This is a genomic window from Streptomyces sp. NTD91, from assembly GCF_059510455.1.
In genome coordinates, this window is sequence record NZ_JCAJZW010000018.1 from 97,613 (window position 1) to 121,960 (window position 24,348).

Genomic DNA, 24,348 nt, shown 5'->3' on the forward strand with positions numbered 1-24,348 from the left:
GAACCGCGGTCGTACAGTCAGTCCCGGCCGGTGCCGTCCGGACGGAGCGGACCGTCGGCGGGCGCGCCGGCCCAGGTCCTGACACACCTGCGCCCAAGGAACAACGGTGACCGCCCTGCCTCCCTCACGTGTCGGACTCGGCACCTTTCCCACCCCGAATCGAGCCGCTCCCCCGCCTGGCCACCGCCATCGGCATGCGGCCGGACGACCTCTGGATCAAACGGGACGACCTGACGGAGTTCGGTGGCGGGGGCAACAAGATCCGCAAGCCCGAGTGGACCGTGGGGGCCGCCCTCGCCGACGGGGCCGGCACCCTGGTGACCGCGGGTGCTGCGCAGAGCAACCACGCTCGCCTGACCGCTGCGGCGGCGGCCCGCCTGGGCCTCGGCTGCGTGATCGTCTTCCCGGGGTCTGCGGGGACGTCGCACTCGGGCAATCTGGTGCTGGACGGTCTGCTGGGCGGGCGTGTCGTCCGGGCCGGCGACGTCGACGCCACCGTTTTGGCCGAGGAGGCGCGGGAGCTGCTCGAGAAGGAACCCACCGGCGTCTGAACTCGTCCTCGGCCCCGACACCTTCGGCGACGTCCCCGAGGACGACCGCGGTGTTCCCCTCCCCCACGCCAGGGCGATCCGGCAGGTCGTCGACGAAGCCGTCGTCGCGGACGACCTCGGCGTGGGAGTGCTCGCACTCGGGGAGCACCCCCGCCCCCGAATACGCGGTGTCGACTCCGCAGACCACGGTGGTCGCCGTCTCGGACGGCCGGCCGGAGTCATCCTCGGCCTCGGCTCCTTCACCGAGTCGCTTCCCCTTGTCGCAGCGCCGCACGGCGGTGGTGGACGCCCGGCAGCCGGGGCGTGTGACACCGGCCGCTTCCATACAGGAATGGCGCGATACCGGGCGACGAAAAATACTGACTTATCCTCCGAACAGGCTATGTATGGAAGGTGCTCCTCCCGACACCCACGTTCTCGCGATGGAGGGAGTCGTCTCGTGGCCGGCACCGAACCAGTGACACATCACAGCGGCGGCCCTGTGATCAACGGTGCGGATCTCGCGGACGTGCTCCACAGCGCCGTCCGGGCGGCCATGCACCGGCTGAACGCCGTCACGGCGGCGGTCCATCTGCTCGACGAGCGGCTCGGCGAACTCCGGCTGGCCCTGGCCGGCGGAAGTCCGCCGTCGCTGTTCACCTTCGCCGGACGGATGAGGCTGGAGGCTCCCCGTGCCACGGCACGCGCCGTCGAGTCGGGCACCACGACCGTTCTCATCGATCCGAATCCCTCGGACCCGGACCAGGAACACGTCCAGCCCTATCCGTACGCGGCGCTGTCGGCGCCAGTGACCAGCGGGGACCAGCGCTTCGGCGCCCTGACCGTGCTGCGCGTGGAGGACTGCGGCGCCTTCTCGGTCGCCGAGCGTGACGACCTCGAGGAGAACTCGCCCGGGTTCTCGCCGGGCTCGTCAAGGACGGCGTCGCGGTGGCCCCAGACCCGACGCCGATGCTGATCCCCCCGGAAGCCGACATCGACACGAGTGTGTGCACACCCGGCTGGGGAGTGCAGGGCGTGCCGGGCTCCGGGGGGACGAGCATGATGTACACCCTGCGGCGTCTGGCCGACCTGCTCAACCGGGCCACGACCATGAGCACATTCCGTGACGGCCCGAGGAACTTCCCACGACTCCGGTCCCGCCCGGACATCGGCACCGGACGGACCCGACGGACCGTCATGTCCGGGTCCCACGGCGCCTACGGGGACGGTCGGGTGCCTCGCCGATCGGGGCGAGAGGGACCGGCAGCACCGGCACCCGCGGCACCGCCTCGTGCGGCGGACCCAGTGCCCAGCGCGGTGGCAGGAGATGGCGGCGCCCGCCCACGGCCGGCACCGACTGCGCGGTGCTCCGCTCCTTCCCAAGGCGCGCGCACGGTGGGACACGGCTGGGCCGGACGTCACTCGACCGCCTGCGCTTCGCCGGTGTCCGGAGCGCCGAGCCGGTCTCCCGGGGCTGGTTCCTGGCTCGGCCCCTCATGCCACGAGACGGGCACGTGGTGAGGGAATCCGATGCGCAGGGCGAAGGCGGCAAGCGCCGCGGCCAGGACGACGACAGCCGCCAGGACGAGCGCCTGGTGATAGCCGTGGTGCAACAGGGGGGCGACGACGAGGGGGCCGAGGATCTGGCCGACCGAGTATCCGGCGGTCAGCAGCGCCACGGCGCGAGGGAACCGCAGGTGCGCGCCCGCTCCGAGGGCCAGCGTGCTGACACCGATGAACGTGGCTCCGAAGAGCGCCGCAGAGATGAGCGCGGCGGCGACGCCACCCACCAGGGCGGGCAGCGCGATGCCCACGGCCTGCACGACCAGCGCGGCCAGCAGCAGATCCGGGCGGGACCAACGGCGCCCGAGCGCCGCCCAGAGCGCGGAGGAAGGGATGGCGGCCAGGCCCACGAGCACCCATGCGCCGCTGCCGATCCATCCGGGTGAGGTCTGTTCGATGGCCGCGACCAGGAAGGTGCCGGCGATGATGTAGCCGACGCCCTCCAGTGTGTAGGCAGCGAACAGGGCACCGAACCAGCGATGGGTACGTGGAGCTGCCGCCTCTTGCCGTGACTCGGGCGCGGGCGGCTGCGTGGTCGGCTCGGGGCGCAGAGCCCAGGCAGCGGCGGTAAGTGCGACGGCCAGAGCCGCGGAGGCCCACCACGCCGTCTCCCAGTCACCGACGGTGCGCAGGACCAGGACGAGCACCCCCGACAGGGCGATGCCGGCACCGACACCCCCGAACGCCCAACCGGGCAGGTGAGCGGGGTGGTCGCGCAGATGGCTGAGGAGGGAACTGACGGCGATCACGAAGATCAGCGCACTGAACACTCCCGCGCCCAGCCGCAGGAACAGCCAGACGACGGTGGTGTGCGTCAGGGGCATCGCCGCGAGAGAGGCGACGAGCGCCAGCATGCAGCCACGCAGCACGGCCGTGGAACGCACCAGGCCCGGAAGCAGGGTCCCGGCCACAGCCCCGATCAGATACCCCACGTAGTTGGCGGTCGCCAGGTTCGCTCCCGCCCCTGCCGACAGGCCGGCCCGGGTGTGCATCAAGGGCAGGATCGGGGTGTAGACGAAGCGGCCGACGCCCATGCCGGCCGCAAGCGCGGCAGCCGCCTGGGCGACGTGGACCCACGGCGAACGCAGCAGCCCGCTCGTGGCGTGCGGATGGCCTTGCGACGGTGTTGCGGTCATGCGATCTTCCTCGACGGTCCTCGAAGCCTCAGGGTCAGGGCGCAGAGCGTTGTCGTTGGCCCGGCGCGGCTTCGAGGCGTCGCGGGGGTCATCAGCTGCGGCTGGGTTGCGAAGGGGTGCGGTGGGCCCGCGCTCGTGGACTCGTCTGCCCGGGGACCGTACCGCCGTCGGCGGCTCACCATGCCTCCAGAGTGGGCCGCACCCCGGGAACCTTCCACGACCGCGTTTCTCCCTGCTGAGAGGCTCAGCCTCCTACAGGGCAGGGCGGCGAGGAGAACGAGTGGACCGTTGCATCTACCGGTCATAGTCGATCGGTCGTATACTGTGGGCATGGGCCGGACAAGTGACGCGAAGGAAAAGATCCTCACCGCTGCGCACTCATTGATCGAGCAGCGCGGCTACTCCGCTCTGGGCGTCGCCGAGATCTGCAAGACGGCGGGCGTACCGAAGGGCAGTTTCTACTATTTCTTCGAGTCCAAGGAAGCCCTCGCCCTCGCGGTGATCGAGGAACACTGGACCGCGGAACAGCGCGAGTGGACCCGGATCCTGGACGGTGACGCCGAGCCGCTCGAACGGCTGCGACAGCTGTTCGAGGCCACCCAGGCCGCCCAGCAGGCCGGCCAGAAAAGCTGCGGGGTGATTTCGGGCTGCCTGTTCGGCAACCTCTCCCTGGAGATGAGCAATCAGACCGAGGCCATACGCCAACGGCTCCAGCAGATCTTCGAAGCCCAGACGCAGATGGTCGACACCGTCATCACCCAGGCCCGGGCGCGCGGCGAGGTGAGCGCAACGGACACCCGCGCAGCCGCCCAGTCCGTCGTCGCCCAACTCGAGGGCCAGGTACTGTTCGCCAAGCTCTACAACAACACCTCACCACTGGACACCCTGTGGGCCAATTGCCTGGCCCTGCTCGGCGCCCGGACACCGGCCCGCACCTGAGCCCCGCCACCATCCCCACACCCGGGGCCCCGCCGGCCGGGAGCGCCGCCCCCCACGACGCGGCAAGCAACACCACCCGATGCCACCCAGACTCCGGACCGGCAGCGGAGTCGGGCCTACAGGGGCGGATCCAGCAGGCGTCGACGACGCCCCCTGAGCTCTGCGGCAGGGTGTGCGATCACTGTCCCTGGACAGTCCACCGTCATCGGCATCGGCGGCGTGCGCGTCGTCAGCGACCCGGCCGACCGCGCCGGACCGTACGAATATCCGACGAAGAAGGCGGCGGTCACGGTCAGCGAGAGCGGCCTCGGCCCGGCTCGACTGCGCGATCGGCCTGGGTCCCCTGGACCGACCACCGCGTGCCCCGCGGTGACGCATCGCGCGGAGCACGGCCGGGACGGTCCGCCGGACCCGGCCGTCACCTCACACGCGCTTGGGAAGCCTCCGGCCGGGGCGCGGGAAATGACAGGTGCAGCCGTCCGGATAGCGCTGGAGGTAGTCCTGATGTTCCGGCTCGGCCTCCCAGAACGGGCCCGCCGGTACAACCTCGGTCTGAGCGGGTGGTCAAAGCGAAGGGCGCCCGGACCAAGGCCCGCCGCCGGGGCCAGGCGCGCGAGGACTACGTGCTGGAGACCGTGTACTGGGACGCTGGCACCGCCCGGCTGCTGCCCCGGCTCCCCAAAGGCCGCACCCGTGGGCCGGTGTTCGTCACCCACCGCCGTCCAGGTCCGGGCAAGGTCGTCAGCCCCCGCGATGTCTGCCCGGATACCGGCCTGGCGCGCCTGTCGTACGGGCAGGCCCGCGCGCTGCTGGACGAGCACACCGCCCTGCGCGGCTTGGGAACGGGCTGGGACCTGCACGAGTACCGCCACTCTGCCTTGACCCACCTCGGCGAGCAGGGCGCCTCGCTGCTGATGCTGATGGCGAAGTCCCGGCACAAGAAGCCGGAGAACGTCCGCCGCTACTTCAAGCCCTCCCCGGAGGCGATCGCCGAACTCACCAGCCTGCTCGCCCCCGGAGACGCCCGCCGCTGAAACTGTCGCCGCCCGGCAGGGTGGGCCGCGCGGGCGGGGCCGTTCGGGTGGCGGGGTTCGGGCGATGAGCGATGAGGCCGTCGATCGGAAGGGGAAGGGTGTCAGCCTTGGCGGCCGGAGAGCATGGTCAGGGCCTGGGATCGCTGTGCGACGAGGTCGTCGTAGGTGCCGTCGCGCTCGGCCCAGCGGTGCATGAGGACGCCCTTCACGAGGATCTCGTGGGGGGTGGGGTCCTGTGAGAGCAGGTGCATGACCTCGGTGGCGAAGTCGTCGAGCGGCAGCGCGTGCGGGTTCACCTTTTCCTGTCCCGCCGTGGCGACGGCCGGGGGGACGAGCTCGACGACGCCGACACCGGTGCCGTCGAGCTGCGCGCGCAGTGCCTCGGAGTAGGCGTGCACCGCGGCCTTCGAGGCGGCGTAGGTGGGCATGGGCGGGAACGGCAGGAAGGCGATGCCGGAGGTGACGGTGATGAAGGTGCCGGTACCCCGCCGGACCAGGTGCGGGGTGAAGGCGTCGATGACCCGGATGGTGCCGAGCAGATTGGTGTCGATCGTCGTTGCTGCCGCCTCGAAGTGCGCGGGGTCGCGCAGGTCCTCCAGGAGCATGACGCCCGACATCGTCACCACGGTGTCCAGTTCGGGGTAGCGGGCGAGCGCGGCGTCACGGGCAGATGCGACGGAAGCACTGTTGGTGACGTCGATGCTGATCGTGCCGAAGCCTTCTTCGGCGAGTTCCGAGAGCGCCTCCGGGCTGCGGCCGCCAACGGCCACGGTGCTGCCCGCCGCAGCGAACCGCCGGGCCAGCTCGCGCCCGATGCCCGAGGTTCCGCCGACGATGAGAACGGTGCGGTTGGAGAGATCCACGAGATCTTCCCTTCAGTACAGGGCGCCGCCGGCGTTCAGGCCCGCGGCGCAGACAGTGATGCTCTCTGTCTCTTTCAAAACAGTGCTATCGCAGTCTTGACGGCATCCGCCGGGTGTGGCAGGGCCCCCGTCTTCCCTGGTCCTGCCAGGGCCCTCTCTGGGACACGCGCACCGCATTACGGTGTCGGTATGAAGGACGAGGAATCCGGCAACCAACTCGGCAGCTACCTCCGCGCCCGACGCGAACTGGTCTCCCCGGCACAGGCAGGACTCCCGCCCGGGGGCAACCGCCGCGTGCCCGGCCTGCGCCGCGAGGAAGTCGCCCTGCTCGCCGGAATCAGTCCCGACTACTACCTTCGCCTGGAACGGGGCCGTGACAAGAACCCCTCGCCGCAGGTCCTCGAATCACTCGCGCGGGTACTGCAGCTCGACGACATCGAGCGGACGTATCTGCTCGGCCTCGCGGCGGCACGCCCCAGGGCGCCGCGCCGCAAGCGGCCCGAGCACGTACCGGCGCGCGTGCACGAGCTGCTCGCCCACCTTCAGATCCCCGCGTTCGTCGAAGGGCGCGCGTTCGATGTCCTGGCCTCCAACTCCATGGCGGTCGCGCTCTCCCCCCGCCTGCAGCCCGGCCAGAACCGGCTTCGTTCCCTCCTCCTTGATCCTGAGGAACAAGCCTTCCACCAGGACTGGACGAAAGCCACCGCCGATTTCATCGCCGCCCTTCGCACCACCATCGGGGACGACACCGACAACCCCCGGTTCGTCGAGCTCGTCGGAGAACTCGCACTGTCCAGTCAGCGGTTCCGCACCCTGTGGGCTCGCCACGACGTCCGCGGTCTCGACGGAGGCACGACCACCGTCCACCACCCCGTTGTCGGTGAACTACGCCTCCACCGCGACAAACTCCCCATCGACGACGTCATCCTCGTCGTCTACTACCCGGACAAGGACAGCGACAGCGACGAGAAACTGCGGCTCCTCGCCGCACTCTCACCCACCGAGGCCGCCGGTACAGCACACGACAGACCGGCGGACGCCCCGCGCCCAAAGACGCCCTGACGAACACGCGCCGCCCCGGCGTCGCAACCAGAACGCCCGCACCATGCCGCAGTGGCCGCACCGCCGGACGTACCTCCATGGTCCTCCCGTCCGGCGGTGCGGGCCAGGAGGACCCGGCCATTCCTCGTGGGTGGCGTCCGGGTCGCGCAGCGGGCGCAGGCCACCGGGCAGGTCGGGAAGCTGGAAGGAGTACCGGCCGAGCATGTTGATGTGATGCCTGACGAACGGCGAGAGGCGGGCCACGTCCTCGTCACGGACGTCGAAGCCATCCGCGCGCAGCTGATTCACCGCGGCGTCCATGTACCGCGTGTTGAATGTGGACGGTCGCGTAATTCCCCACCTAGAACGTCACGTAATGGGCCAGGGGGACGCCGATGCCGCGATCGTCGTGTTCATGGGGACGGCAACCGTGCGTCGAGATCCCCAGGGCGCCGCAGGTTCCCGGGCCGCCCGATAGCCAGACCGTCATTCAGGCTGGTCAGGGCTGTCCAGGGTGGCCGCAAGGCCAGCGCGGAGCGCCGCCGAAGGCGCCCTTGACTGACCGGACCAGCCGCACACTCAACCGTCGGGCGGCCCGTCACGGCCTCAGCCCAGGTGGGGAATTGCGTGACGCTGATCATGAAGATCCTGGGGAATTACGTGACCGCTGACAGGCGCCGAAGTCGACCACCGTCACCAGGAGCCTCAGGAACGGCCGTACGGTGCCGAACCGGGTGACGAGCTCGGTCCGCCATGCCTCGTCCGCGTCTGAGTCGAGCGGCGGGGTCAGCTCGAACAGCGCGGCAATCGCGGCCGCCAGCTCATGCCGGGGCACCACCTGCTCGATCCGCTCCCACATCGCCTCCAGCGTCTCCACCTCGGGCGGACTGATCTCCCCAGTGTCGGTGTCGACCTGCTCGCTCGTAGTGTCGAACACGATCTGGAACGCGGCGGCCAGCTTCGCCGAAGCCCGCTCCACCCGCGGCAGACTCTTCAGCTTCTCCTTCGCCGTCTCCCGCTCCGCCCTGGCCAACAGCTTCGTGGCAATGAGCACGTCGAGCAGGTCCAGGGCATCATCGACCGCCCGGGACGTCAGATAGACGGCGGTGGCCAGCAGCGTCGCCAGGCGCCGGGAGTCGCCGTGCCGCTTGAGCAGCGACGCCTTGCCGTCGATCCCGTACCGCGACAACTCCGCCAGCCGCCGTGGCGGTATCGCGGACACGTCCACCTCCGCCATCCCGAAGGCGGCGATCTCCTCCGCCCGCTCCAGCGCCCACTTCATCTGGGGACCGGAGATCCGCACCGGACCCCGGCGCAGCCGGTCCAGCTCCGACACCCGGGCGCCCGGCGGCACCGTCAGCAGGGAGTCGAGCACCGCCCGCTGACCGGTGCTCAGCAGACCGTGGAGGGTGTCCCACAGCCGCTGGTTTGCTGCCTCCCGCACGGCAGCCACCAGCCGGGCCAGCGTCGTCACCCCAGGCAGCAGCACCCGGCGCTCGCGCAGCCACCCCACCGCCGCGTCGAACAGTGCCTTCGGGCCCTCGCCTGTCGTCCAGGCCCGCGCGTCCACCCACCCCCGCAGCTCGGCCTCCGCCTCGGCGAACTCCGTGTACTCCAGGACCCGCCGCAGATCACGGACGTGATCAAGCCGGGTGTTCTCCCGCTCACCGTACGCCTTCAGCACCGATGCGTCCGCGATGCCGAGCTGCTCGGCAAGGTAGTCGGCGACCTCCGCCGGAATGTCGGTCGGGTCGTCCAGGAACACCCCGAGATAGCGAGCGGTCGTGAACTGGGCGGCGAAACCCAGCCGGTTGTGGGACCGCCGCTTGCCCTCGATCAGCTCCCGGTCCGCGTCATCGAGGAAGAAGAACCGTTCCAACTCCGTACGGGACGGCGCCCCGTCGTACGCCGCGTACTTCGCGGCCTGCTCATCTGTCAGAAACTCGACCGGCACCCCGGACCTCCGGACAGTCAGTGGTCAACACGACTGCCGAAGGCTCTGCCTCAGCCGAACCCCAGGTCAAAGCGCTCTCAGGCCCTCCAGGGGCTTAGCGCCGGTTTTCGTTCCGATGTTCCTCAACCCCCAGCGCCGAGCCGCTGCGTCACCGTCTTGACGGGTGACACATGAGCTGTCAGCATCTCATCACTGTCCAAACCGGTGACGCACTCGGACGTGCGGCGCCTCCGTTCATGGAAGTGGAAGCGCAGATGGACCTGAAACTCGAAGTCGTGGTGCTGCCCGTCTCAGACGTCGACCGCGCCAAGGGCTTCTACGAGGCCGCGGGGTTCCGCCTGGACGTGGACTACGTCGCTGACGACACCTACCGCGTCGTGCACCTGACACCCCCCGGCTCCCAGTGCTCCATCCTCTTCGGCACCGGGGTCACGACGGCTGCGCCCGGCTCCGTTCAGGGCCTGCACCTCATCGTCTCGGACATCGAGGCCGCCCACGCAGACCTCGTCGCCCGGGGCATCGACATGGGTGAGATCTTCCACGACGCCGGCGGCGTATTCCATCGCGGCACCCGGGAAGGCCGGGTCAGCGGCCCCCACCCCGAGCGCGCCAGTTACGGCTCCTTCGCCGCCTTCAACGACCCCGACGGCAACGGCTGGGTCCTCCAGGAAGTCACCACACGCCTGCCAGGCCGCTGAAAGGCGAGCGGTGTGAAGAGACGGCCCGGGGCACGCGGGTGACGGACCACACGCCACGCACCCACGCCGGGATCCTCGCAGGCGCCGGACCGGCCGGTGAGAGCGTGGCCGAACGGACCGGTCCGCGGGGCTGCGCATCGTGAGCGTGGAGCGTGAACCGCTCGGCGAGAAGCGCCACTTCGGGACCCGCGAACCCGGCAAGGCACTGATGCGGCCCGTGGCCGCGTCGATCTGTCCGCGGACGAGCGACGCCCCCAGCGAGGGACCGAGCGCCACTCAGCACCCTCCGGACCGATCGCCAGGCGCTCCTGGACGTTCATGGCCCCCCGGGTCGGCACATGAACCCGAATGTGTGACGCCCTGCGATGTCGGCGACATCACGCCCAGCGCCGTCCGCCGCGGGATCCGCGTGGGGTCTCGACCGCCCAGTCGGCACCAGGACACGCGCTGCGGACCGTCTGGAGACGACGAGACCGCTCCGGCCTCCCGGCCGCCGCATCGCCCTGATGGGCGCCCTCAAGATCGAGAAGGCCCTTCCCGCCGGATTCGACTGGGGTTCGCGCTCCGAAGACATCATCGCTGCCCTGTGGCCCGAACGCGTCGAGGCACTGGTGCCGGTGAGCGGTTACCTCATCACCAACGTCGCGGCGCAGAAGAAGCCGCAGCCTGCAGCGACGGAGCACGCCCGGTGGTACCGGTGGTACTTCGCCACCGAGCGGGGCCGCCTCGCCATGGAGGACGAAAAGGACGGGCACGACCTGTGCCGGTTCGTCTGGGACACCGTGTCGCCGACGCGGCACTTCGACGACGCCACGTTCGAGCGCACGGCCACGGCCTTCGACAACCCCGACTACGCGGCCATCGTGATCCACAACTACCGCTGGCGGATCGGCACGGCCGACGGCGAGCGCCGCTACGACCGTTACGAGAAGCAACTCGCCACCCGTCCGCTCATCGGCGTGCCCACCATCACCCTCGACGCCGAGCGCGACCCGTTCACCCCGCCCGGCAACGGGGTCTCCTACCGCGACCGTTTCACCGGCGAGTACGAGCACCGGACGCTGTCCGGCATCGGCCACAACCTGCCGCAGGAGGCGCCCACCGCCTTCGCCCAGGCCGTCGTCGACGTCGACCACTTCTGAAGCGCCGCGAATCGCGGGGTGTTTCGCCGCCGAAGGCGGAGAAGTGCCGCTCCAGGCGGCCCGACTCCCCCTGGGAGAGGTTCGAGCCGGTGTTCGACGTGCGCCTGAGGTCGGGCGGCGGGTAAGCGGGAAGCAGAAACACCGTCAGCGACTCACGCTCGGCGAACAGGTCACGCAGGGCCTGAGAGACGTGGGTGTTCAGCCGGTTCCCCACGGCACGGAAGGCAACCACTGCCCGCCCGTGCAGGAGCCGTGGGGCGGCCGCTGTCCGGCGCCCGCGTCGCTCGCCGCCCGGCGCTGACCATCCGCTCGATCACCTCTGCCGGCAGATGAATCCCCCAGCGTCCGCGATGGGTCACGAAAAGTGATGCGCTCCATAATCTTGACCCGCTCCAGAACAGGCGTAGCGTCATGGGGGACATTTGGTACCACCCCGAAGGGGGACGCCATGGACAGCGCAGTTCCTCGAGACACCCGCCCGGGGGGAACGGCGACCGGCGCGGCTGTCCCTGGCCCGCAACCCGCGCCGCCCCTCCCGCCGGCCGCGCCGCCTGCCACGGACCGGGTGGAGTCTTTCGTCGGCGGTCCGTGGGCGTTGCCCTGGTCGCCGACCGCATGCGCCGTGGCGAGGGCCGCCATACGCGAGGTGCTGCCCCAGTGGGGCCTGTGTGGCCTGGTCCCGACCGCCGAGCTGCTGGTCAGCGAGCTCGTGTGCAACGCACTGCGTCATGCTTCCGGTCCGCTGCGTCTGACCCTGGAGCGGGTGTCGCATGTGCGCTGTCTGGTCAGCGACGGCTCTTCGGAGGCTCCGCGCCGGACCGACGTCGGCTTCGAGGACGAGCACGGCCGCGGACTCAGCCTGGTGGAGAGCCTGGCCGCGCGGTGGGGCTTTGAGTACGGGCCGGTCGGCAAGACCGTGTGGTTCGATCTGTCCGCGGACACCGCACCGGAGGGTGACGAGGCGGCCCCGGAGGACGACAGGGAGTACGAGCCAGAATGACCACCGCGGAGCAACCCATGGAGCTGGCCGCGGCACAGCTGCGCAAGGCGGGCATGCGGGTGACCGCTCCGCGCATGGCCGTCCTGATGGCCGTCTCCCGTTCGGCAGACCATCTCGATGTCGACACCCTGCGAGAGCGCGCCCAGCGGGTCACCGGCCGCCTGTCCCTGCAGGCCACCTACAACGTCCTGCGTGCGCTCACGGACGCCGGCCTGGTCCGGTGCACTCAGATCGCCGGGCACCCGGCCCGCTACGAGACCGAGAACCACGACAATCACCACCACTTCGTGTGCCGCAGCTGCGGTGCCATCCGTGACGTGGAGTGCGCGGTGGGCGCGGCACCCTGCATGGAACCCCAGTTGCCGAAGGAATACGCCATCCAGGAGGCGGCAGTGACGTTCTGGGGCGTGTGCCCCGACTGCCAGGTCGCGTGACGACGCACCCGGCCCTTCCCGACTCGTTGCGAAGAGACCGCCTGTCCTGGCGGTGCGAGTGGCTCGTCACCCGGCACGGAGCCTGCTTCCGCTGCGTCCGGGCCGTGGCCGCCCCTCTCGCAGCGGAACTCGGTCCTCGACCCCGAAGCTGATCCGCTTCATCGACACCCACCGCGACCTGTTCGGCGTCGAACCGATCCACCGCACCCCCTTGCCGTCGCCGTGTCGGCGTACCGCGCGGCCGAGCGCCGTCCGCCCGAGGTCGGGTCGGAGCCGGACTTCGGCGAAGGCCCTGAGCGGCAGCGCCGATTCCACGACCTCCCGTCCGCCGCCCGCAGTCGGCTCCTGTCTGCCCCCGGGCCCGGGCTGATCGCCCTCAGCAGGCGCAGTCCGATCATCACCGGCGCGGCAACCGACGGACACGGGACCTTCCGGAAGGCGCAGTCCTTGCGGCGTACCGCGAGCATTTCGGGCTCGCTCCGGAGCAGGTCCCATGCACGCCGCGCGCCGCCGTTTCCCCGCGAGACGGCCCTCGGGCAGGAACGCCTTCGCTCGCGGCCCGCCCGCGGAGCTCGTCAGCCGAGCTTGGACACCTGGTAGTGGGAGAGGTACCACTGGTCGTCGAGACGCCTCAGCACCACGCTGAGATTGACCTGGATGGCAGGCCTGTCGGTGAACGAGAAGTCGACCCCCAGGTAACCGAGCAGGACGTCCTCGGCAAGCCTGCGCGTCTCCAGCACCTGGTAGTCGGCTGTCAGCCCCATCGGCTGGGACTCGTAGTAGTCGGCAACTCCCGGCCGGCCGACGGTGTAGGGGTGCAGACCCTGGAAGATGGCGTCCTCGGTGAAGATCGAGGCGACCTGCTGCGGTTCGTGCGCGTCGACCGCGGACTTCCACCGGTCCATCACGCCACGCACGATGGCTTCCTGTGCTGTTGTGCCGTTCATCGGTTGCCTCCTGGCTACGGCCTGAAAGTGGTGGTCAGCTGTTGGTGCCCGGGTCGTTGGGGTGCGGCTGCAGCGCGGTGATCTCGGCGGTCATCCACGGCCACAGGGGCAGCGTGCCGAGGACGTTCTCACGCAGGTCGGCCTCGTCGTCGGCGCGCCACAGGCCGATGCTGCGCAGCTCGCCGACGGGGCGCCACAGCCGGCCCAGGTGACCGGTGGCCGCCAGTTCGCCGGCGCGGACGGCTTCGGCGGCACGGCGCCGCGCGACCTCCTCCGGGTCGGTCCCCTCAGGGACGGTTGTGGTGAGCACGACCAGGAACTCCTTCATCGTCTTTCGTCCTTTCTCGTTTCTGACCCAGGCCACGCGGGACGCACCCTCTCGTGCGTGAGGACGCCTCTGCGTCCCCGGGCAGGCTGGTACCGCAGCGCTGGAAGTATGGTCGGCCGGTCACCGCCGGACGGCGCGACGTGGCCACTCGTCCGGCATGCGACGGAGGCCCCGAACGGCCCGGGATCCTGCCGGCGGCCATGAGCGGCCGCCTGCAGGTTCACGTCCGGTGGTGCGATCAGGCGGCGGCCTTCAGGTTGCCGGCGATCTTGACGACGCGCTCGGCCTGGATGCGTGCGGCGGTGCGGGTGACCTCGTCGACGGGGTTGGTGCCCTGGCCGTCGGCGTGGGAGGTGCCGTAGGGGTTGCCGTCGGTGAACTTCGCGGGGTCGGTGAAGCCCGGTGAGACGATGATGCCGCCGAAGTGGTGGACGGAGTTGTACAGGGCCAGGAGGGTGGACTCGTGGCCGGCGTGAGCGGTGGCGGCGGAGACGAAGCCGCTGTAGACCTTGTCGGTCAGCTTTCCCTCGGCCCAGAGCCCGCCGAGCGTGTCGATGAACTGCTTCAGCTGCGAGGAGACGTTGCCGAAGCGGGTGGGTGTGCCGAAGATGACGGCATCGGCCCACTCGATGTCCTGCGGGGTGGCTTCGGGGACACCGGCAGTGGCCGCGTGGTTGGCCGCCCAGGCGGGGTTGGAGTCGATGGCGGCCTGAGGGGCGAGCTCGGCGACCTTGAGCAGTCGGACCTCGGCACCCGCCTTGGCACTGGCGTCATGGAGTTCCTGGGCGATCTCCGCGATCGTGCCGGTGGACGAGTAGTAGACGATGGCGAGCTTGACAGGGGTGGTCATCGCGAGGCTCCGCTTCATGGGATGTGATCGACAAGAGAACCGATCGGCCCCGCGAAAGAACCAGCCGACCGGTCGTCTAAAAAGTAGACGACCGGTCGACTTACGTCAAGCGCTCCGTTTCCCGCCTGCTTCCCAGGCAGGCCCCAGCGGCAGCACAGAGCCCTGCCGGGCCCGCACAAGGGGCCACTGCCCCGCCACCAGAGGCCGCGCACCACGGGCGACTCGTGCGGCCACACTCGGCGGCCCTGATCGGATACGGACGACTGAAGAGCCTCTCGACGCCGGCGCAGGCCGAGCGGTGCTATCGCAGGACGACGTCGAAGACGGTCCGGAAGAACGCCTCCACCGGCGCCCCGGACTTGTACGCCCGGCCCGTGATCAGCGTCCCCTCCCAGGCGCTCAGGATGAACAGCGCGGTGGCCTTCGCGTCGACAGCACTGTCGACATCGCCTGCCTCCTGCGCCTCGACGAGCACCTGCTCGATGTGCGCGGCCCACCGCTCGAAACCCCGCCGGACGGCCGAGCGGATGTCCTCGTTGTGATCCGCCACTTCCGCACCCAGGTTGCCGACGAGGCACCCGCGGACGAACCCGTTGTCGAGAGTGTCCCTGCCGAGGTGCTCGAAGTGCGCCCGCAACCGCTCCAGCGGGGGGCGCCCCGGCTCTTCGAGCATGTCGAACCGCAGAGTTGCGGCATACCGGGCCAGCGCCTCCAGAGCACCCTCCTCCTTGCTGGAGAAGTGGTTGTAGAACGAGCCTTTGGGCACGCCGGCGGCCTTGGTGATGTCGTTGATGCCGGTGGCATTGAAGCCCTGCGCATGGAACTGCCGCAGGGCGGCCTGCGCGATCTCCTCACGTTTGGACGCGCGTCCCATCCTGAATCACCTCCGATTCAATATGGCCGGTCGCCTTGACCGGAGTCAACCTGCGCCCACCGGCGAGAGCGACGCAGCGCTCGACAGCCTGACGCCTGCGCCGAGCGGGGTGCGAGCCGTACGGCACCGACGATCCGACCCGTCGAGGGGGTCGGCTTGACTCAGGGTAAGTCGACCGGTCATATTCGAACGGCGCCTCACTTTCGTCCGCGGCTGAGCCCGTCCGGACGAACGGCGCGCTGCCGCAGCGGCCCCGATGGTCGCCCCCCGCCACAGGCGGGGCTTCGCTTCACCACATCACCCAGGAGCTGGAGCATGTCCACCTATCGAGCCTTCGAGGCCACCGGAGTCCACAACCTCCGGCTGGTCGAGCGTGAGCTGGCCGAACCCGCACCGGGCCACGTCCGGATACGGGTCCAGGCCTGCGGTATCTGCCACACCGACGTGCTGGCGGTGGAGGGTCTGCGGTCCGACCCGTCGCAGCCCATCGTCCCGGGCCACGAGATTGTCGGCGTCATCGACGCCGTCGGGGCCGGTGTGACCGCCTGGCAGCCCGGTGACCGTGTCGGCGTCGGCTTCCTCAACGGGCACTGCTGGGAATGCGAGCCCTGTCGTCGGGGCGACTTCGTCAACTGCCTGGACCAGGCGCAGACCGGAACGACCACCGACGGCGGCTACGCGGAGGTGGCCTATGCCCGGGCAAGCGGACTGGTGCGCATTCCCAAGGGGATCTCGGCCCTGGACGCCGCTCCCCTCCTATGCGCCGGCCTGACCACCTTCGCCGCGTTGCAGCAGGGCCACGCTCGTGCGGGGGCCCTTGTCGCCGTGCAGGGCATCGGCGGACTCGGACACCTGGCCCTGCAGTACGCACGCAGCCTGGGCTACCGGGTCGCGGCCGTGGCACGGGGTGAGGAGAAGGAGGCGCTCGCCCGTCAGCTGGGCGCCCACGAGTACATCGACAGCACGAGCACCGATCCGGGGGCCGCACTGCGCGACCTGGGCGGCGCCTCGATCATCGTCGCCACCGCCTCCAGCGGTTCCTCCATGAACCCCCTGGTCCGGGGTCTGGCCCCGAACGGCAAGCTGATCGCGGTCGGCGCCGCGCCCGATCCGCTGACCGTCTCGACCCCCGACCTGATCTTCGGGACCCGCTCCATCACCGGCAGCCTGACCGGTTCCTCCATCGAGAACGAGGACAACCTCGCCTTCAGCCTTGCCCACGACATTCGTCCCAGCCTGGAGGTACTGCCCTTCGAGCAGGCAGTGCAGGGGTACGAGCGGATGCTCACGGGCAAGGCACGTTTCCGCGTCGTACTCGACACGGCGGCCTGAGACACCACCCGCCGGGCGAGGCAAGGCCTCACGGTGCCGTGCAGGCGGGCTCCGACGCTCCCGCCCGCACGGCCGACCGGAACCACGATCGTCAGCCGGCACCTCCCATCCCCGCTCGCCCCAAGCGGTCGGGCCTTCCCAGGGCTTTAGATGACCAACACCACGGCAAACGCCTCCCCCTCCGTGTCCCCACCGCCGATCGAGCTTCCGCCCGACAGACATGCGGTCCGGGCGGACCGGATCGGTCTGCTGTCCATCTCCCTCGGCACCGCTGGTCTGGGTGGTGCCTGGCAGGCATCGGTGACCGTCCATCCGGCGGCCCTGCCGGTCAGCGACGCCCTCTACGCGATCAGCGCTCTGGTGTGGCTGGTTCTGCTGATCCAGTACCTGCGCCACGGAGGAGCCAGGTGGCACAACCTCCGCCACGACATACGCCATCCGGCTCAGGGTTTCGCGATCTCCTACGTCCCCATCATCGGCATGCTCGTCGCCGGCCACTTCTCCCGGTTCGGGACCGACGGTGCCCGATGGGCGTACGCGGTGTTCGCCGCTCCCGGCGCCCTGGTCGCCGCGCGACTGCTGGCCCACTGGCTCACCGGTTCGCTCAGCGCCACGCTCCTGCACCCGGGCTATCTGCTGCCGGTCTCCTCCGCCCCGTTCATCGCGAGCGCCACCGCGTCGACGCTCAAGCTGCCCGTCATCGCCGACGCGGCGTTCGCGATCGGGCTGCTCTACTGGCTGACGTTCGGCACCGTCATCCTGGGCAGCCTCGTCACCTCCGGGCCCCTCCCCCAGCCGGCGCGGCCCGTACTCACGGTCCTGACCATTCCACCGGCGACCGGCGGCATCGCATGGACCGCGGCCCACAAGGGCGTCTTCGGCCCGGTCGGCTACGGTTTCGCGGGCACCCTGCTCTTCACCGTCCTCCTGGTCGCCTTCCTCCTTCCCGAGCTGCGCCAGCGGTCCTTCCATCCCGGACTGTGGGTCTACAGCTTCCCCGTGGCCGCGAGCACGAATTTCGCCATCCGGTTGATCGCCGCGTCCCGGAACCCGGCCCGCCCGGTTCTCACCTGGGTGCTGCCGGTCGCGGCCAGCTGCGCACTCGTCCTGCTGTCGGCAGCGACGCTGCGGCACGCAGCAGGTGCCTCCCGCAGCCCGGCCGGCCCGGACCCTGCCCGGAGAGCATGACCGCGGCCCCGGTGTCCAGCACACACTGTCGTCCACTGACGGGACGTCAGTACGGCACCCGCGACCGGCCGTCGAAGTCGCCCGCCGCCCGCCGCGGTCGCGCACCTCATCGAGCAGGCCTCCCAGGCCATCTCCGGCTGACCGGCGCCCATCCCCGCCCTGGCGTCGCTCGTCGTCGACCGGTCACGGGGACGACGACCGATGCCACGTTCGTGGCCGCTGAGACATCAATGCACCAGTTCCGCCACCGTCGTGACCTCGAAGCGCGCCTCTTCGCAACCGGCGCAGGAGGTCAGCGCCGACAGGTACCTCTCGGCGTCCAGGGCGGCGGAACATCCGCTGCCCACCGCCGTCACGGTCTGCCGGTACTCGCGATCGACGACGTCACCGCACGCGAAGACGCCGTCGAGATCGGTGCGTGTGGAGCGACCCTCCACAGCTACGTAGCCGGCGTGATCGAGAGCGATCTGCCCCTGTCCACTTCGGCGTCTTCAGCCGTGCCGAGGTGCTCTGGGCCCCCGGCAACACGGCGTCCACCTCATCGACGGCAGCCTGCTGCGGCGTTGGGCAGCCAGGGAGTCCCTGGACGAGTTGTGCCGTACCGCTGAGCACGGATCCCGGCCCGCGCACGTCGGACCGGCACGGGGGGAGCGGGCGGTACGCGTCTGCGGGCGTCGCTCGACCAGGCGCGAGACGCCAGGTCAAAACATGGGAGCGGTGGCCGACGCATCGTCATCCGCCGCTGTGGCGCGGTGCGGTGTCCACACACGCCCGGGGCTCGTGGCCGGGTCGCCGCCGTGCCTGCCTATGCGAGCACCCCGGCGGCCTCGGCCGCCCCCTCCGTGACCTCGGAGGCGGCCCGTGCGGCCCGCCCGGTGACCCGTCGGCCAAGCATGCTCACCGCGGCGGCCGGGCCCGGAGGGAACGCGCCCAGCTGACCGAGGCCTCGCGACGGGGCGAACGTCGCCGGTTGGGACACTAGAGTCCGAGATCCAGGGCCAGGCAGGAGAAGTACTGCCACGCCCCCTCGGGCTCGTAGGAAGCAGCGATCCCCCCGTTCGCTGAGGCCTGCCTCTCCTCGGTCATGTCCTCGAAGCGGGTGCGCTCGGGCAGCTTGCCGAAGCGCGCACGCCTCGCCGCGGCGGCGGCGTCCGCCGTGCTGTCGTCGCTCATGGTCTTCTCCGCTCTGTCAGGCCGGCAGGGCCGTCGAGCGCACGCTTCCCGTGCGCGGCACAGTCACAGTGCATCCACTGTCATCACCTGTCAAGGGGGTGACGGAGATGCGGCAACGTGGCACCGACCGGATCGCCGCTCCGCGCCGTCACTGCCACGCGCTTCGCACGTCGCGGAACGGTGCACGTCCGGAAGTCGCCCCGAGGTCCGCTCGAGGGCTCCCGGCCCGGCACGGGCGAGAGCTCGCGCCGGGGGCACGGCGCCGAGATCGCTGCCGAGCGTCTCCTCCGGCCCGCCGTTGACGGCCCTGGAACGACCATGCCAACATCGTCACCTGTTGAACAGGTGACGACCCCCGGTGTGCGACTCACCAGCGTGCGTTCACCTGCGCGGGTCCAGTCGGCCATCGCGATGCCATGCGGCCGCGCGGCCACGGCATCGTCGCCTCCTGGAAGGAGCACTGAACCATGGCAAGAGAGCCGAAGCGCAGGCCCTACGGCGCACCGGTGGCGCGAAGGGCGATGTTGGGGATGCTCGGCGCGGGAGCCGCGGGGCTCGCCGCCGCGCCCTACATGCAGCGCGGCTGGGAAGGGTTCCTCGGTGCCGCCTCTCAGGTGGACGCGACCGGCATCACCGGCCTGCTGCCGAACCCGGGTGGTTTCCGTTACTACAGCGTCGTCGGCTCGGTGCCCCGCAAGAACGAGACGAACTACCGGCTGAGCATCGGCGGCCTGGTGGACCGGCCGAAGACGTACACGCTGCCCGAACTGCGCGCGATGCCGCAGACCCGTGTCGTCCACGACGTGCTGTGCACCGACGGATGGCGGGTGGACGACACGCCCTTCGAAGGGGTGCGGCTGGCCGATCTCCTGGACGCCGCCGGGGTCCGTCCCGGAGGCAAGGCCGTCCGTTTCACCTGCTTCGACGGGGCCTACACCGAGAGCCTCACTCTGGACCAGGCCCGCCGTTCGGACGTTCTCGTGGCGTTGAACATGCAGGACAAGCCGATCATTCACGAGCACGGTGGACCGGTGCGCCTCTACGTGGCGCCCATGTACTTCTACAAGTCCGCCAAGTGGCTGTCCGGCATCTCGATCACGGACAAGGTTGTTCCCGGCTACTGGGAGGAGCGCGGTTATGCCGTCGACGGCTGGCTCGACGACGCCGACCGGCGCAGCGGCGCGGCCTGAGCCGGACCGCGAGGTTCGCCGGTTCAGCACCGCCGAGCGCCTGGTGCACCGGGCCACGGGCTGGCTGATGCTGCTGTGCCTGGTCACCGCTGCTTGCTTGTACATCGGCCCGCTGGCTCAGCTCGTCGGCCGGCGGCACCTGATGGTCACGGTCCACGAGTGGTCGGGCATCGCCCTGCCGGGGCCCTTCCTGCTGGGACTCGCCTCCCCGGACTTCCGCGCCGATCTGCGCAGGCTGAACCGCTTCGCGGTCTACGACAGGCAGTGGCTGCGGGCCGTCCGCAAGCGCCGCACATCCCCACAGGCGCGTCCGGCCGGCAAGTTCAACGCGGGACAGAAGATCTACGCGGGCTGGATCGCGGGTGCGGTGCTCGTGATGATGTTCACCGGGCTGCTGATGTGGTTCACCGGACTGCTCCCGCTCATCTCGCGCACCAACGTCATCTTCGTTCACGACTGGCTCGCCTGGGCGGTCACCATTGTTCTGCTCGGTCACATGCGCAAGGCGTTCGAGGACCCCGAGACGAGGCTCGGAATGCGGACCGGATACGTGAGCCGGTCCTGGGCGGCGAGGCACCACTCCCGGTGGCTGAGGGAGGAAGCAGCCGACGACGTGGCCGGTACGCCGGACAAGGCGTTGACGCCGCTCAGGTGACCATCCGGGGTGCCGATCGAGGTGATGGTGAGGGCGCGCCGTCCCTGGGACCTGTCGCCGAACTCCCGCCTGCCCTGCGACACCGTGCACGCACTCTCGCCGCACCCGGCCCGGGCCGCTTCGGCAGGGCGGGCCGGGGACGCGGCGAGCGGTGGTGGCCTCGCCGGGGCCATGGACGTCCGGCCTCGCGGGCGCCGAACGGTGCACGAAGCCCTCGGCCCGATGCGATGCAGCCTCTCGGCGCCGATGCCATGCAGCCTCTCGGCGCCGATGAAGCCCGGAGAAGGGCCGAGGTACCTCCGACAGGGAAAGCGAGCTACTCCCCGGTGGCACCGTCGATGGCCTCGCGGAGGAGGTCCGCGTGGCCGACATGGCGGGCGTACTCCTCGATCACGTGCTCGAGGACGAACCGCACATCGGTGTCACCGAACTCCCGGTTCGGCACGATGCGGTCGAGGTCGGCGGTCACCTTCGCGAACACCTGCCGCGACTCCTCGCACGCCGTCCGGTAGTCCTCGTAGACCTTCCTGGCCGGCGTCGGGTCCGACTCGTCGTACCACTCGCCACCGTCGGCGGTGGCGTGGGTCCGATAAGGAAAGAAGTGCGGCGCCATGGCCGCCAGCGTCCGCTGGAACCAGGCCCGCTCGACCCCCTGCAGATGGCGCATGAGCCCCAGCAGGGTCAACGCCGACGACCGCACGGGACGTAGCCGCAGCTGTACCGCCGACAGGCCCTCGCACTTCCACAAGAAGGTCGCCCGGTGATAGTCGAGATTCGAGGCGATCACATCCAGCCATGAGCCCGACACAATGCGCTCAGGCCGGATGATCTTCTGGACCACGATGTCGCTCACTCTTGAGATCTCCTCACTCGTCAAGCACGTCCCCCACACGACCCCTCCTCGCATCGAAACTCATCGCTCGGTCCGCACAGTGAGAGCGGCCCTCGCCGGCTGCGAGCGGCCAGGTGTCACTGCCGAGTCGCAGGGCCGAGGATGCGAGGCAAATCGAACACGTGATTGAATTTGGTCATGAGGCCGATTCCGGACGATGTCGCTCGCACACAGAGGAAGTGGCACGCCACCTACCGGCAGCTCGCCGTCACCCCGAGCACCGATCTACGGCGGCGGCTGATCCACCTGTCGTCGGAGGTGCTGTTCCATCCGTACTGGCGGGGCCGGAGGTCGGCGGGCTGGGCGGCGCTGCACGGTGCAGAGGATGTCCGGCCCGCTCCCTGACCCGCTGGGGCTTCGGCCGACCCTGGCGGACCTCGAGCCAATCGCCCGTGCGCGGCATGAGGGCCTCGGGGCAGCGTGAAGGTGGCGGCCCGCTGCCCGTCCCTCCGGCACCTTCGACGCCGCCCGGTGGGTCCGCCCAGAGACTTCTCACCCTGGTCCATGCGCTGTCGCCGAAGTGGCCGCAGCCCGTCCCGCGCAGCCCGTGCGTCGACAACAGGGCGCTGCACGCACGCGGCCTGGCGGAACCCCCCGTGAACGAAACGGGTCTCGGACGGGCGGCCTCCACCGGGGGGCCCGGAGCCGGGCTCCGGGCTCCCCCGCCTCCCCTACGACGCCGTACAGCTCACCCTCGGTGAGCTGCCGCCACCGGGCGCCCCGCCGAAGCCGAAGCTCGTCGCACCGCCCGCCGCCACCGTGCCGTTGTGTGCGGCGTTCACCGCGGTGACCGTCCGCCCACTCTGCGTGTACGTCGCGTTCCACATGGTGGTGATCTGCTCGGAGCCGGGCCAGGTCCACGTCACCTTCCAGGAACCGAGCGCCGCGGTACCGGTGTTCGTCACCTTCACCTCGGCGTTGAAGCCGCTGCCCCAGTCGCTGCTGACGGTGCAGGCGGCACTGCACACGGCCGTACCGCCGCCGGGCCCCGGGCCGCCGCCCGACCCGCTGCCCGGAAATCCGGGGGCCTTGATGCTCGCCAGGTAGCCGTCCTTGACGGTGTCCACGGTCTGCCAGTCGCCCTCGAGGATCCCGCCCGTGTCACCGGAGTCGGGGTTCCAGGACCAGAAGGTCCACTGGAAGGAGTCGGCGCCGTAGGTCGCGCTCGGCCGCAGGTAACTCACCAGCGCTGCCAGCCACTTCTGGTCCGTCGCCGAGGCCAGCGTGGTACCGAACTCGCCCACCCATACGGGCGCGATGTTCTGCTTGAAGAGGTAGCCCCAGTACTTGTCCCAGATGCCGGGCATGTTGTCCGGGAAGGACGGATCGCTGAACCAGGACTGCTGCGCCACGCTGGTCGCGTAGTCGTGGGCGGAGTACACGACCCGGTTCGCCACGTCCAGTTGCACCGGATACTGGGCGGCGCCCATCAGGTTGCCGCCCCACCACCCCGACACGCCGTTGTACGTCTGCACGCCCTCGACGAAGATCAGCAGGTCCGGGTTGACGGACAGCACCGCGTTGCCGCCCCGCTGGGCGGCCAGGCGCCAGTCGGTCGCCGTGTCACCGCAGCCCCAACAGGCGGGATCATGCGGCTCGTTGTGGAGGTCGATGCCGACGACGGTGTCCTGCCCCTTGTACCGGGACGCCAGCGCCTTCAGGTTGGCGATCCACGTCGACTCCGGCACCGACGCCGTGTACCAGAGCGCCGACTGTCCGCCCGAGTCGGGACGGTGCCGGTCGAGGATGACCTTGAGGCCGTCCTGGCCGGCATACCCCACGACCTTGTCCATGACCTGCAGCGAGTTCAGCCCTTGCAGGTCGGCGTTCTTGCCGCCGGAGAAGTCGATGCCGTTGGGAACGGTGCCGGAGGCGAAGATGTCGTCACTGTACGGGAGCCGGATGGTGTTGTATCCGAGCGACTTCATCTGGTCGATCATGGACTTGTAGTCTCGGGACCACAGGCCGTGGACGACGTGGTTGCTCGTCTCGAAGCCGAACCAGTTGATCCCGGCGATCCGGACCGGCTGTCCGGCGGCGTCCAGGATCTGGCGGCCGCTGGTGTGCCAGTAACCGGCTCCGGCCGCCGTCTCCGCCGCATCCGCCGTGTGGATGCCGAGACCGGCAAGCGGTAACAGGAGCGCCGCGGCTGCGGCGCACAACGCTCTTCGCAGGATGCGGAACATATCGCTGCTTCCTCTCGGGAGGCGCGGGCCGGAATGAGTGGGAGCGCTCCCACGACCCGCCGACTCCATGGAAGCCAGGACGGTCGAACACGTCAAGAACCACGACACCAGGACCTTGGTTTCCGACCGGCGCGCAGCGAGAGCACCGCGGGCCACGCACCCGCCCCCGGGGAAGCCCCGCGCGGCAAACTGTGTGCTCCCGCCCGCTCGGCGACAGGATCGAGTGACCCCGCCCGGGCCACCGCCGAGCCGGACCGGCCACCCGGCCCCGGTCCCACCCGGCCTGCGGGGCGAGCCGCCAGACCTCCTCCAGCACCCGCTCACGCAGCTGCTTGCGCCGGGCCACGCGAACGACGAGCCGAGGTGCGTGTCGTTGGACCGACGGCTTTGGGACAGGGC

General features: G+C 70.2%; 21 protein-coding genes and 7 pseudogenes. 14 read left to right on the forward strand and 14 right to left on the reverse strand.

Translation table 11 applies throughout. The features are described 5' to 3' along the window. Positions 1 to 194 precede the first annotated feature (194 nt). Positions 195 to 551 carry a pyridoxal-phosphate dependent enzyme gene (locus AC5WRT_RS20090; RefSeq protein WP_496094051.1) on the forward strand — a complete coding sequence of 119 codons (357 nt, stop codon included), beginning with the start codon at positions 195 to 197 and terminating at the stop codon, positions 549 to 551. A gap of 439 nt (positions 552 to 990) precedes the next feature. Beyond that, positions 991 to 1,506 carry a GAF domain-containing protein gene (locus tag AC5WRT_RS20095; RefSeq protein ID WP_496094052.1) on the forward strand — a complete coding sequence of 172 codons (516 nt, stop codon included), beginning with the start codon at positions 991 to 993 and terminating at the stop codon, positions 1,504 to 1,506. Positions 1,507 to 1,948: 442 nt separating this feature from the next. On the opposite strand, the gene AC5WRT_RS20100 is transcribed toward AC5WRT_RS20095, so the two are convergent. Continuing rightward, positions 1,949 to 3,127 (reverse strand): YbfB/YjiJ family MFS transporter, encoded by a 1,179-nt coding sequence (locus AC5WRT_RS20100; protein ID WP_496094095.1) that lies wholly within the window; start codon positions 3,125 to 3,127, stop codon positions 1,949 to 1,951. A gap of 432 nt (positions 3,128 to 3,559) precedes the next feature. On the opposite strand from AC5WRT_RS20100, the gene AC5WRT_RS20105 reads away from it, so the two are divergent. Then, positions 3,560 to 4,168 (forward strand): TetR/AcrR family transcriptional regulator, encoded by a 609-nt coding sequence (locus tag AC5WRT_RS20105; RefSeq protein ID WP_496094053.1) that lies wholly within the window; start codon positions 3,560 to 3,562, stop codon positions 4,166 to 4,168. A 423-nt stretch (positions 4,169 to 4,591) separates the two neighbouring features. Here the strand turns inward: AC5WRT_RS20105 and AC5WRT_RS20110 are convergent. Beyond that, positions 4,592 to 4,720, reverse strand: a pseudogene (locus tag AC5WRT_RS20110) (peptide-methionine (S)-S-oxide reductase); the annotation flags it as partial. A gap of 11 nt (positions 4,721 to 4,731) precedes the next feature. Here AC5WRT_RS20110 and AC5WRT_RS20115 point away from each other — a divergent pair. Continuing rightward, positions 4,732 to 5,202: pseudogene (locus tag AC5WRT_RS20115) on the forward strand (site-specific integrase); the annotation flags it as partial. Between the two features lie 101 nt (positions 5,203 to 5,303). Here AC5WRT_RS20115 and AC5WRT_RS20120 read toward each other — a convergent pair. After that, positions 5,304 to 6,065, reverse strand: a complete 762-nt coding sequence (locus AC5WRT_RS20120) for an SDR family oxidoreductase (protein ID WP_496094054.1) — start codon at positions 6,063 to 6,065, stop codon at positions 5,304 to 5,306. A gap of 189 nt (positions 6,066 to 6,254) precedes the next feature. Between AC5WRT_RS20120 and AC5WRT_RS20125 the strand changes: the two genes are divergently transcribed. Continuing rightward, complete coding sequence (locus AC5WRT_RS20125) at positions 6,255 to 7,127, forward strand: helix-turn-helix transcriptional regulator (protein ID WP_496094055.1); 873 nt, start codon at positions 6,255 to 6,257, stop codon at positions 7,125 to 7,127. A 147-nt stretch (positions 7,128 to 7,274) separates the two neighbouring features. Here AC5WRT_RS20125 and AC5WRT_RS20130 read toward each other — a convergent pair. Both AC5WRT_RS20130 and AC5WRT_RS20135 read right to left on the reverse strand, forming a co-directional pair. After that, positions 7,275 to 7,442, reverse strand: a pseudogene (locus AC5WRT_RS20130) (Tn3 family transposase); the annotation flags it as partial. A gap of 337 nt (positions 7,443 to 7,779) precedes the next feature. Further along, a pseudogene (locus AC5WRT_RS20135) lies at positions 7,780 to 9,060 on the reverse strand (DUF4158 domain-containing protein); the annotation flags it as partial. Positions 9,061 to 9,314: 254 nt separating this feature from the next. Here AC5WRT_RS20135 and AC5WRT_RS20140 point away from each other — a divergent pair. Both AC5WRT_RS20140 and AC5WRT_RS20145 read left to right on the forward strand, forming a co-directional pair. After that, positions 9,315 to 9,758 carry a VOC family protein gene (locus AC5WRT_RS20140; RefSeq protein WP_496094096.1) on the forward strand — a complete coding sequence of 148 codons (444 nt, stop codon included), beginning with the start codon at positions 9,315 to 9,317 and terminating at the stop codon, positions 9,756 to 9,758. Positions 9,759 to 10,255: 497 nt separating this feature from the next. Then, positions 10,256 to 10,900: pseudogene (locus tag AC5WRT_RS20145) on the forward strand (alpha/beta fold hydrolase); the annotation flags it as partial. 115 nt (positions 10,901 to 11,015) lie between these two features. Here the strand turns inward: AC5WRT_RS20145 and AC5WRT_RS20150 are convergent. After that, positions 11,016 to 11,114, reverse strand: a pseudogene (locus AC5WRT_RS20150) (transposase); the annotation flags it as partial. Positions 11,115 to 11,348: 234 nt separating this feature from the next. Here AC5WRT_RS20150 and AC5WRT_RS20155 point away from each other — a divergent pair. Then, positions 11,349 to 11,900 (forward strand): ATP-binding protein, encoded by a 552-nt coding sequence (locus tag AC5WRT_RS20155; protein ID WP_496094056.1) that lies wholly within the window; start codon positions 11,349 to 11,351, stop codon positions 11,898 to 11,900. After that, positions 11,897 to 12,334 carry a Fur family transcriptional regulator gene (locus AC5WRT_RS20160; protein ID WP_496094057.1) on the forward strand — a complete coding sequence of 146 codons (438 nt, stop codon included), beginning with the start codon at positions 11,897 to 11,899 and terminating at the stop codon, positions 12,332 to 12,334. The genes AC5WRT_RS20155 and AC5WRT_RS20160 overlap by 4 nt, the downstream gene beginning before the upstream one ends. 575 nt (positions 12,335 to 12,909) lie before the next feature. On the opposite strand, the gene AC5WRT_RS20165 is transcribed toward AC5WRT_RS20160, so the two are convergent. From AC5WRT_RS20165 to AC5WRT_RS20180, 4 genes are all read right to left on the reverse strand, one after another. Beyond that, the gene (locus AC5WRT_RS20165) at positions 12,910 to 13,281 is read right to left on the reverse strand and encodes an SgcJ/EcaC family oxidoreductase (RefSeq protein ID WP_496094058.1); all 372 of its coding nucleotides are present in this window, start codon (positions 13,279 to 13,281) and stop codon (positions 12,910 to 12,912) included. Positions 13,282 to 13,315: 34 nt separating this feature from the next. Further along, entirely contained in the window at positions 13,316 to 13,609 is a 294-nt protein-coding gene (locus tag AC5WRT_RS20170; RefSeq protein WP_496094059.1) for a muconolactone Delta-isomerase family protein, read from the reverse strand. Positions 13,610 to 13,847: 238 nt separating this feature from the next. After that, on the reverse strand, positions 13,848 to 14,459 hold the full coding sequence (gene wrbA, locus AC5WRT_RS20175; RefSeq protein ID WP_496094060.1) for an NAD(P)H:quinone oxidoreductase: 612 nt from the start codon (positions 14,457 to 14,459) through the stop codon (positions 13,848 to 13,850). A gap of 301 nt (positions 14,460 to 14,760) precedes the next feature. Continuing rightward, a complete protein-coding gene (locus tag AC5WRT_RS20180; protein WP_496094061.1) occupies positions 14,761 to 15,333 on the reverse strand; it encodes a TetR/AcrR family transcriptional regulator in 573 nt (190 codons plus the stop codon). A 315-nt stretch (positions 15,334 to 15,648) separates the two neighbouring features. On the opposite strand from AC5WRT_RS20180, the gene AC5WRT_RS20185 reads away from it, so the two are divergent. Together AC5WRT_RS20185 and AC5WRT_RS20190 are read left to right on the forward strand one after the other, a co-directional pair. Then, positions 15,649 to 16,665, forward strand: a complete 1,017-nt coding sequence (locus tag AC5WRT_RS20185) for an alcohol dehydrogenase catalytic domain-containing protein (protein ID WP_496094062.1) — start codon at positions 15,649 to 15,651, stop codon at positions 16,663 to 16,665. A 150-nt stretch (positions 16,666 to 16,815) separates the two neighbouring features. Beyond that, positions 16,816 to 17,853, forward strand: a complete 1,038-nt coding sequence (locus AC5WRT_RS20190; RefSeq protein WP_496094063.1) for an SLAC1 family transporter — start codon at positions 16,816 to 16,818, stop codon at positions 17,851 to 17,853. 227 nt (positions 17,854 to 18,080) lie between these two features. Here AC5WRT_RS20190 and AC5WRT_RS20195 read toward each other — a convergent pair. Together AC5WRT_RS20195 and AC5WRT_RS20200 are read right to left on the reverse strand one after the other, a co-directional pair. Then, positions 18,081 to 18,329, reverse strand: a pseudogene (locus AC5WRT_RS20195) (thioredoxin-disulfide reductase); the annotation flags it as partial. Positions 18,330 to 18,831: 502 nt separating this feature from the next. Then, positions 18,832 to 19,026 (reverse strand): hypothetical protein, encoded by a 195-nt coding sequence (locus tag AC5WRT_RS20200; RefSeq protein ID WP_496094064.1) that lies wholly within the window; start codon positions 19,024 to 19,026, stop codon positions 18,832 to 18,834. Positions 19,027 to 19,493: 467 nt separating this feature from the next. Between AC5WRT_RS20200 and AC5WRT_RS20205 the strand changes: the two genes are divergently transcribed. Together AC5WRT_RS20205 and AC5WRT_RS20210 are read left to right on the forward strand one after the other, a co-directional pair. Beyond that, the gene (locus AC5WRT_RS20205; protein WP_496094065.1) at positions 19,494 to 20,216 is read left to right on the forward strand and encodes a molybdopterin-dependent oxidoreductase; all 723 of its coding nucleotides are present in this window, start codon (positions 19,494 to 19,496) and stop codon (positions 20,214 to 20,216) included. Further along, a complete protein-coding gene (locus AC5WRT_RS20210) occupies positions 20,164 to 20,871 on the forward strand; it encodes a cytochrome b/b6 domain-containing protein (RefSeq protein ID WP_496094066.1) in 708 nt (235 codons plus the stop codon). The genes AC5WRT_RS20205 and AC5WRT_RS20210 overlap by 53 nt, the downstream gene beginning before the upstream one ends. A gap of 316 nt (positions 20,872 to 21,187) precedes the next feature. Here AC5WRT_RS20210 and AC5WRT_RS20215 read toward each other — a convergent pair whose 3' ends face one another. Further along, complete coding sequence (locus tag AC5WRT_RS20215; protein WP_496094067.1) at positions 21,188 to 21,724, reverse strand: DinB family protein; 537 nt, start codon at positions 21,722 to 21,724, stop codon at positions 21,188 to 21,190. A gap of 177 nt (positions 21,725 to 21,901) precedes the next feature. On the opposite strand from AC5WRT_RS20215, the gene AC5WRT_RS20220 reads away from it, so the two are divergent. Next, the gene (locus AC5WRT_RS20220; RefSeq protein ID WP_496094068.1) at positions 21,902 to 22,108 is read left to right on the forward strand and encodes a DUF8825 domain-containing protein; all 207 of its coding nucleotides are present in this window, start codon (positions 21,902 to 21,904) and stop codon (positions 22,106 to 22,108) included. A gap of 326 nt (positions 22,109 to 22,434) precedes the next feature. Here the strand turns inward: AC5WRT_RS20220 and AC5WRT_RS20225 are convergent, their stop codons facing one another. Continuing rightward, entirely contained in the window at positions 22,435 to 23,949 is a 1,515-nt protein-coding gene (locus AC5WRT_RS20225) for a cellulase family glycosylhydrolase (RefSeq protein ID WP_496094069.1), read from the reverse strand. Positions 23,950 to 24,348: the final 399 nt, after the last annotated feature.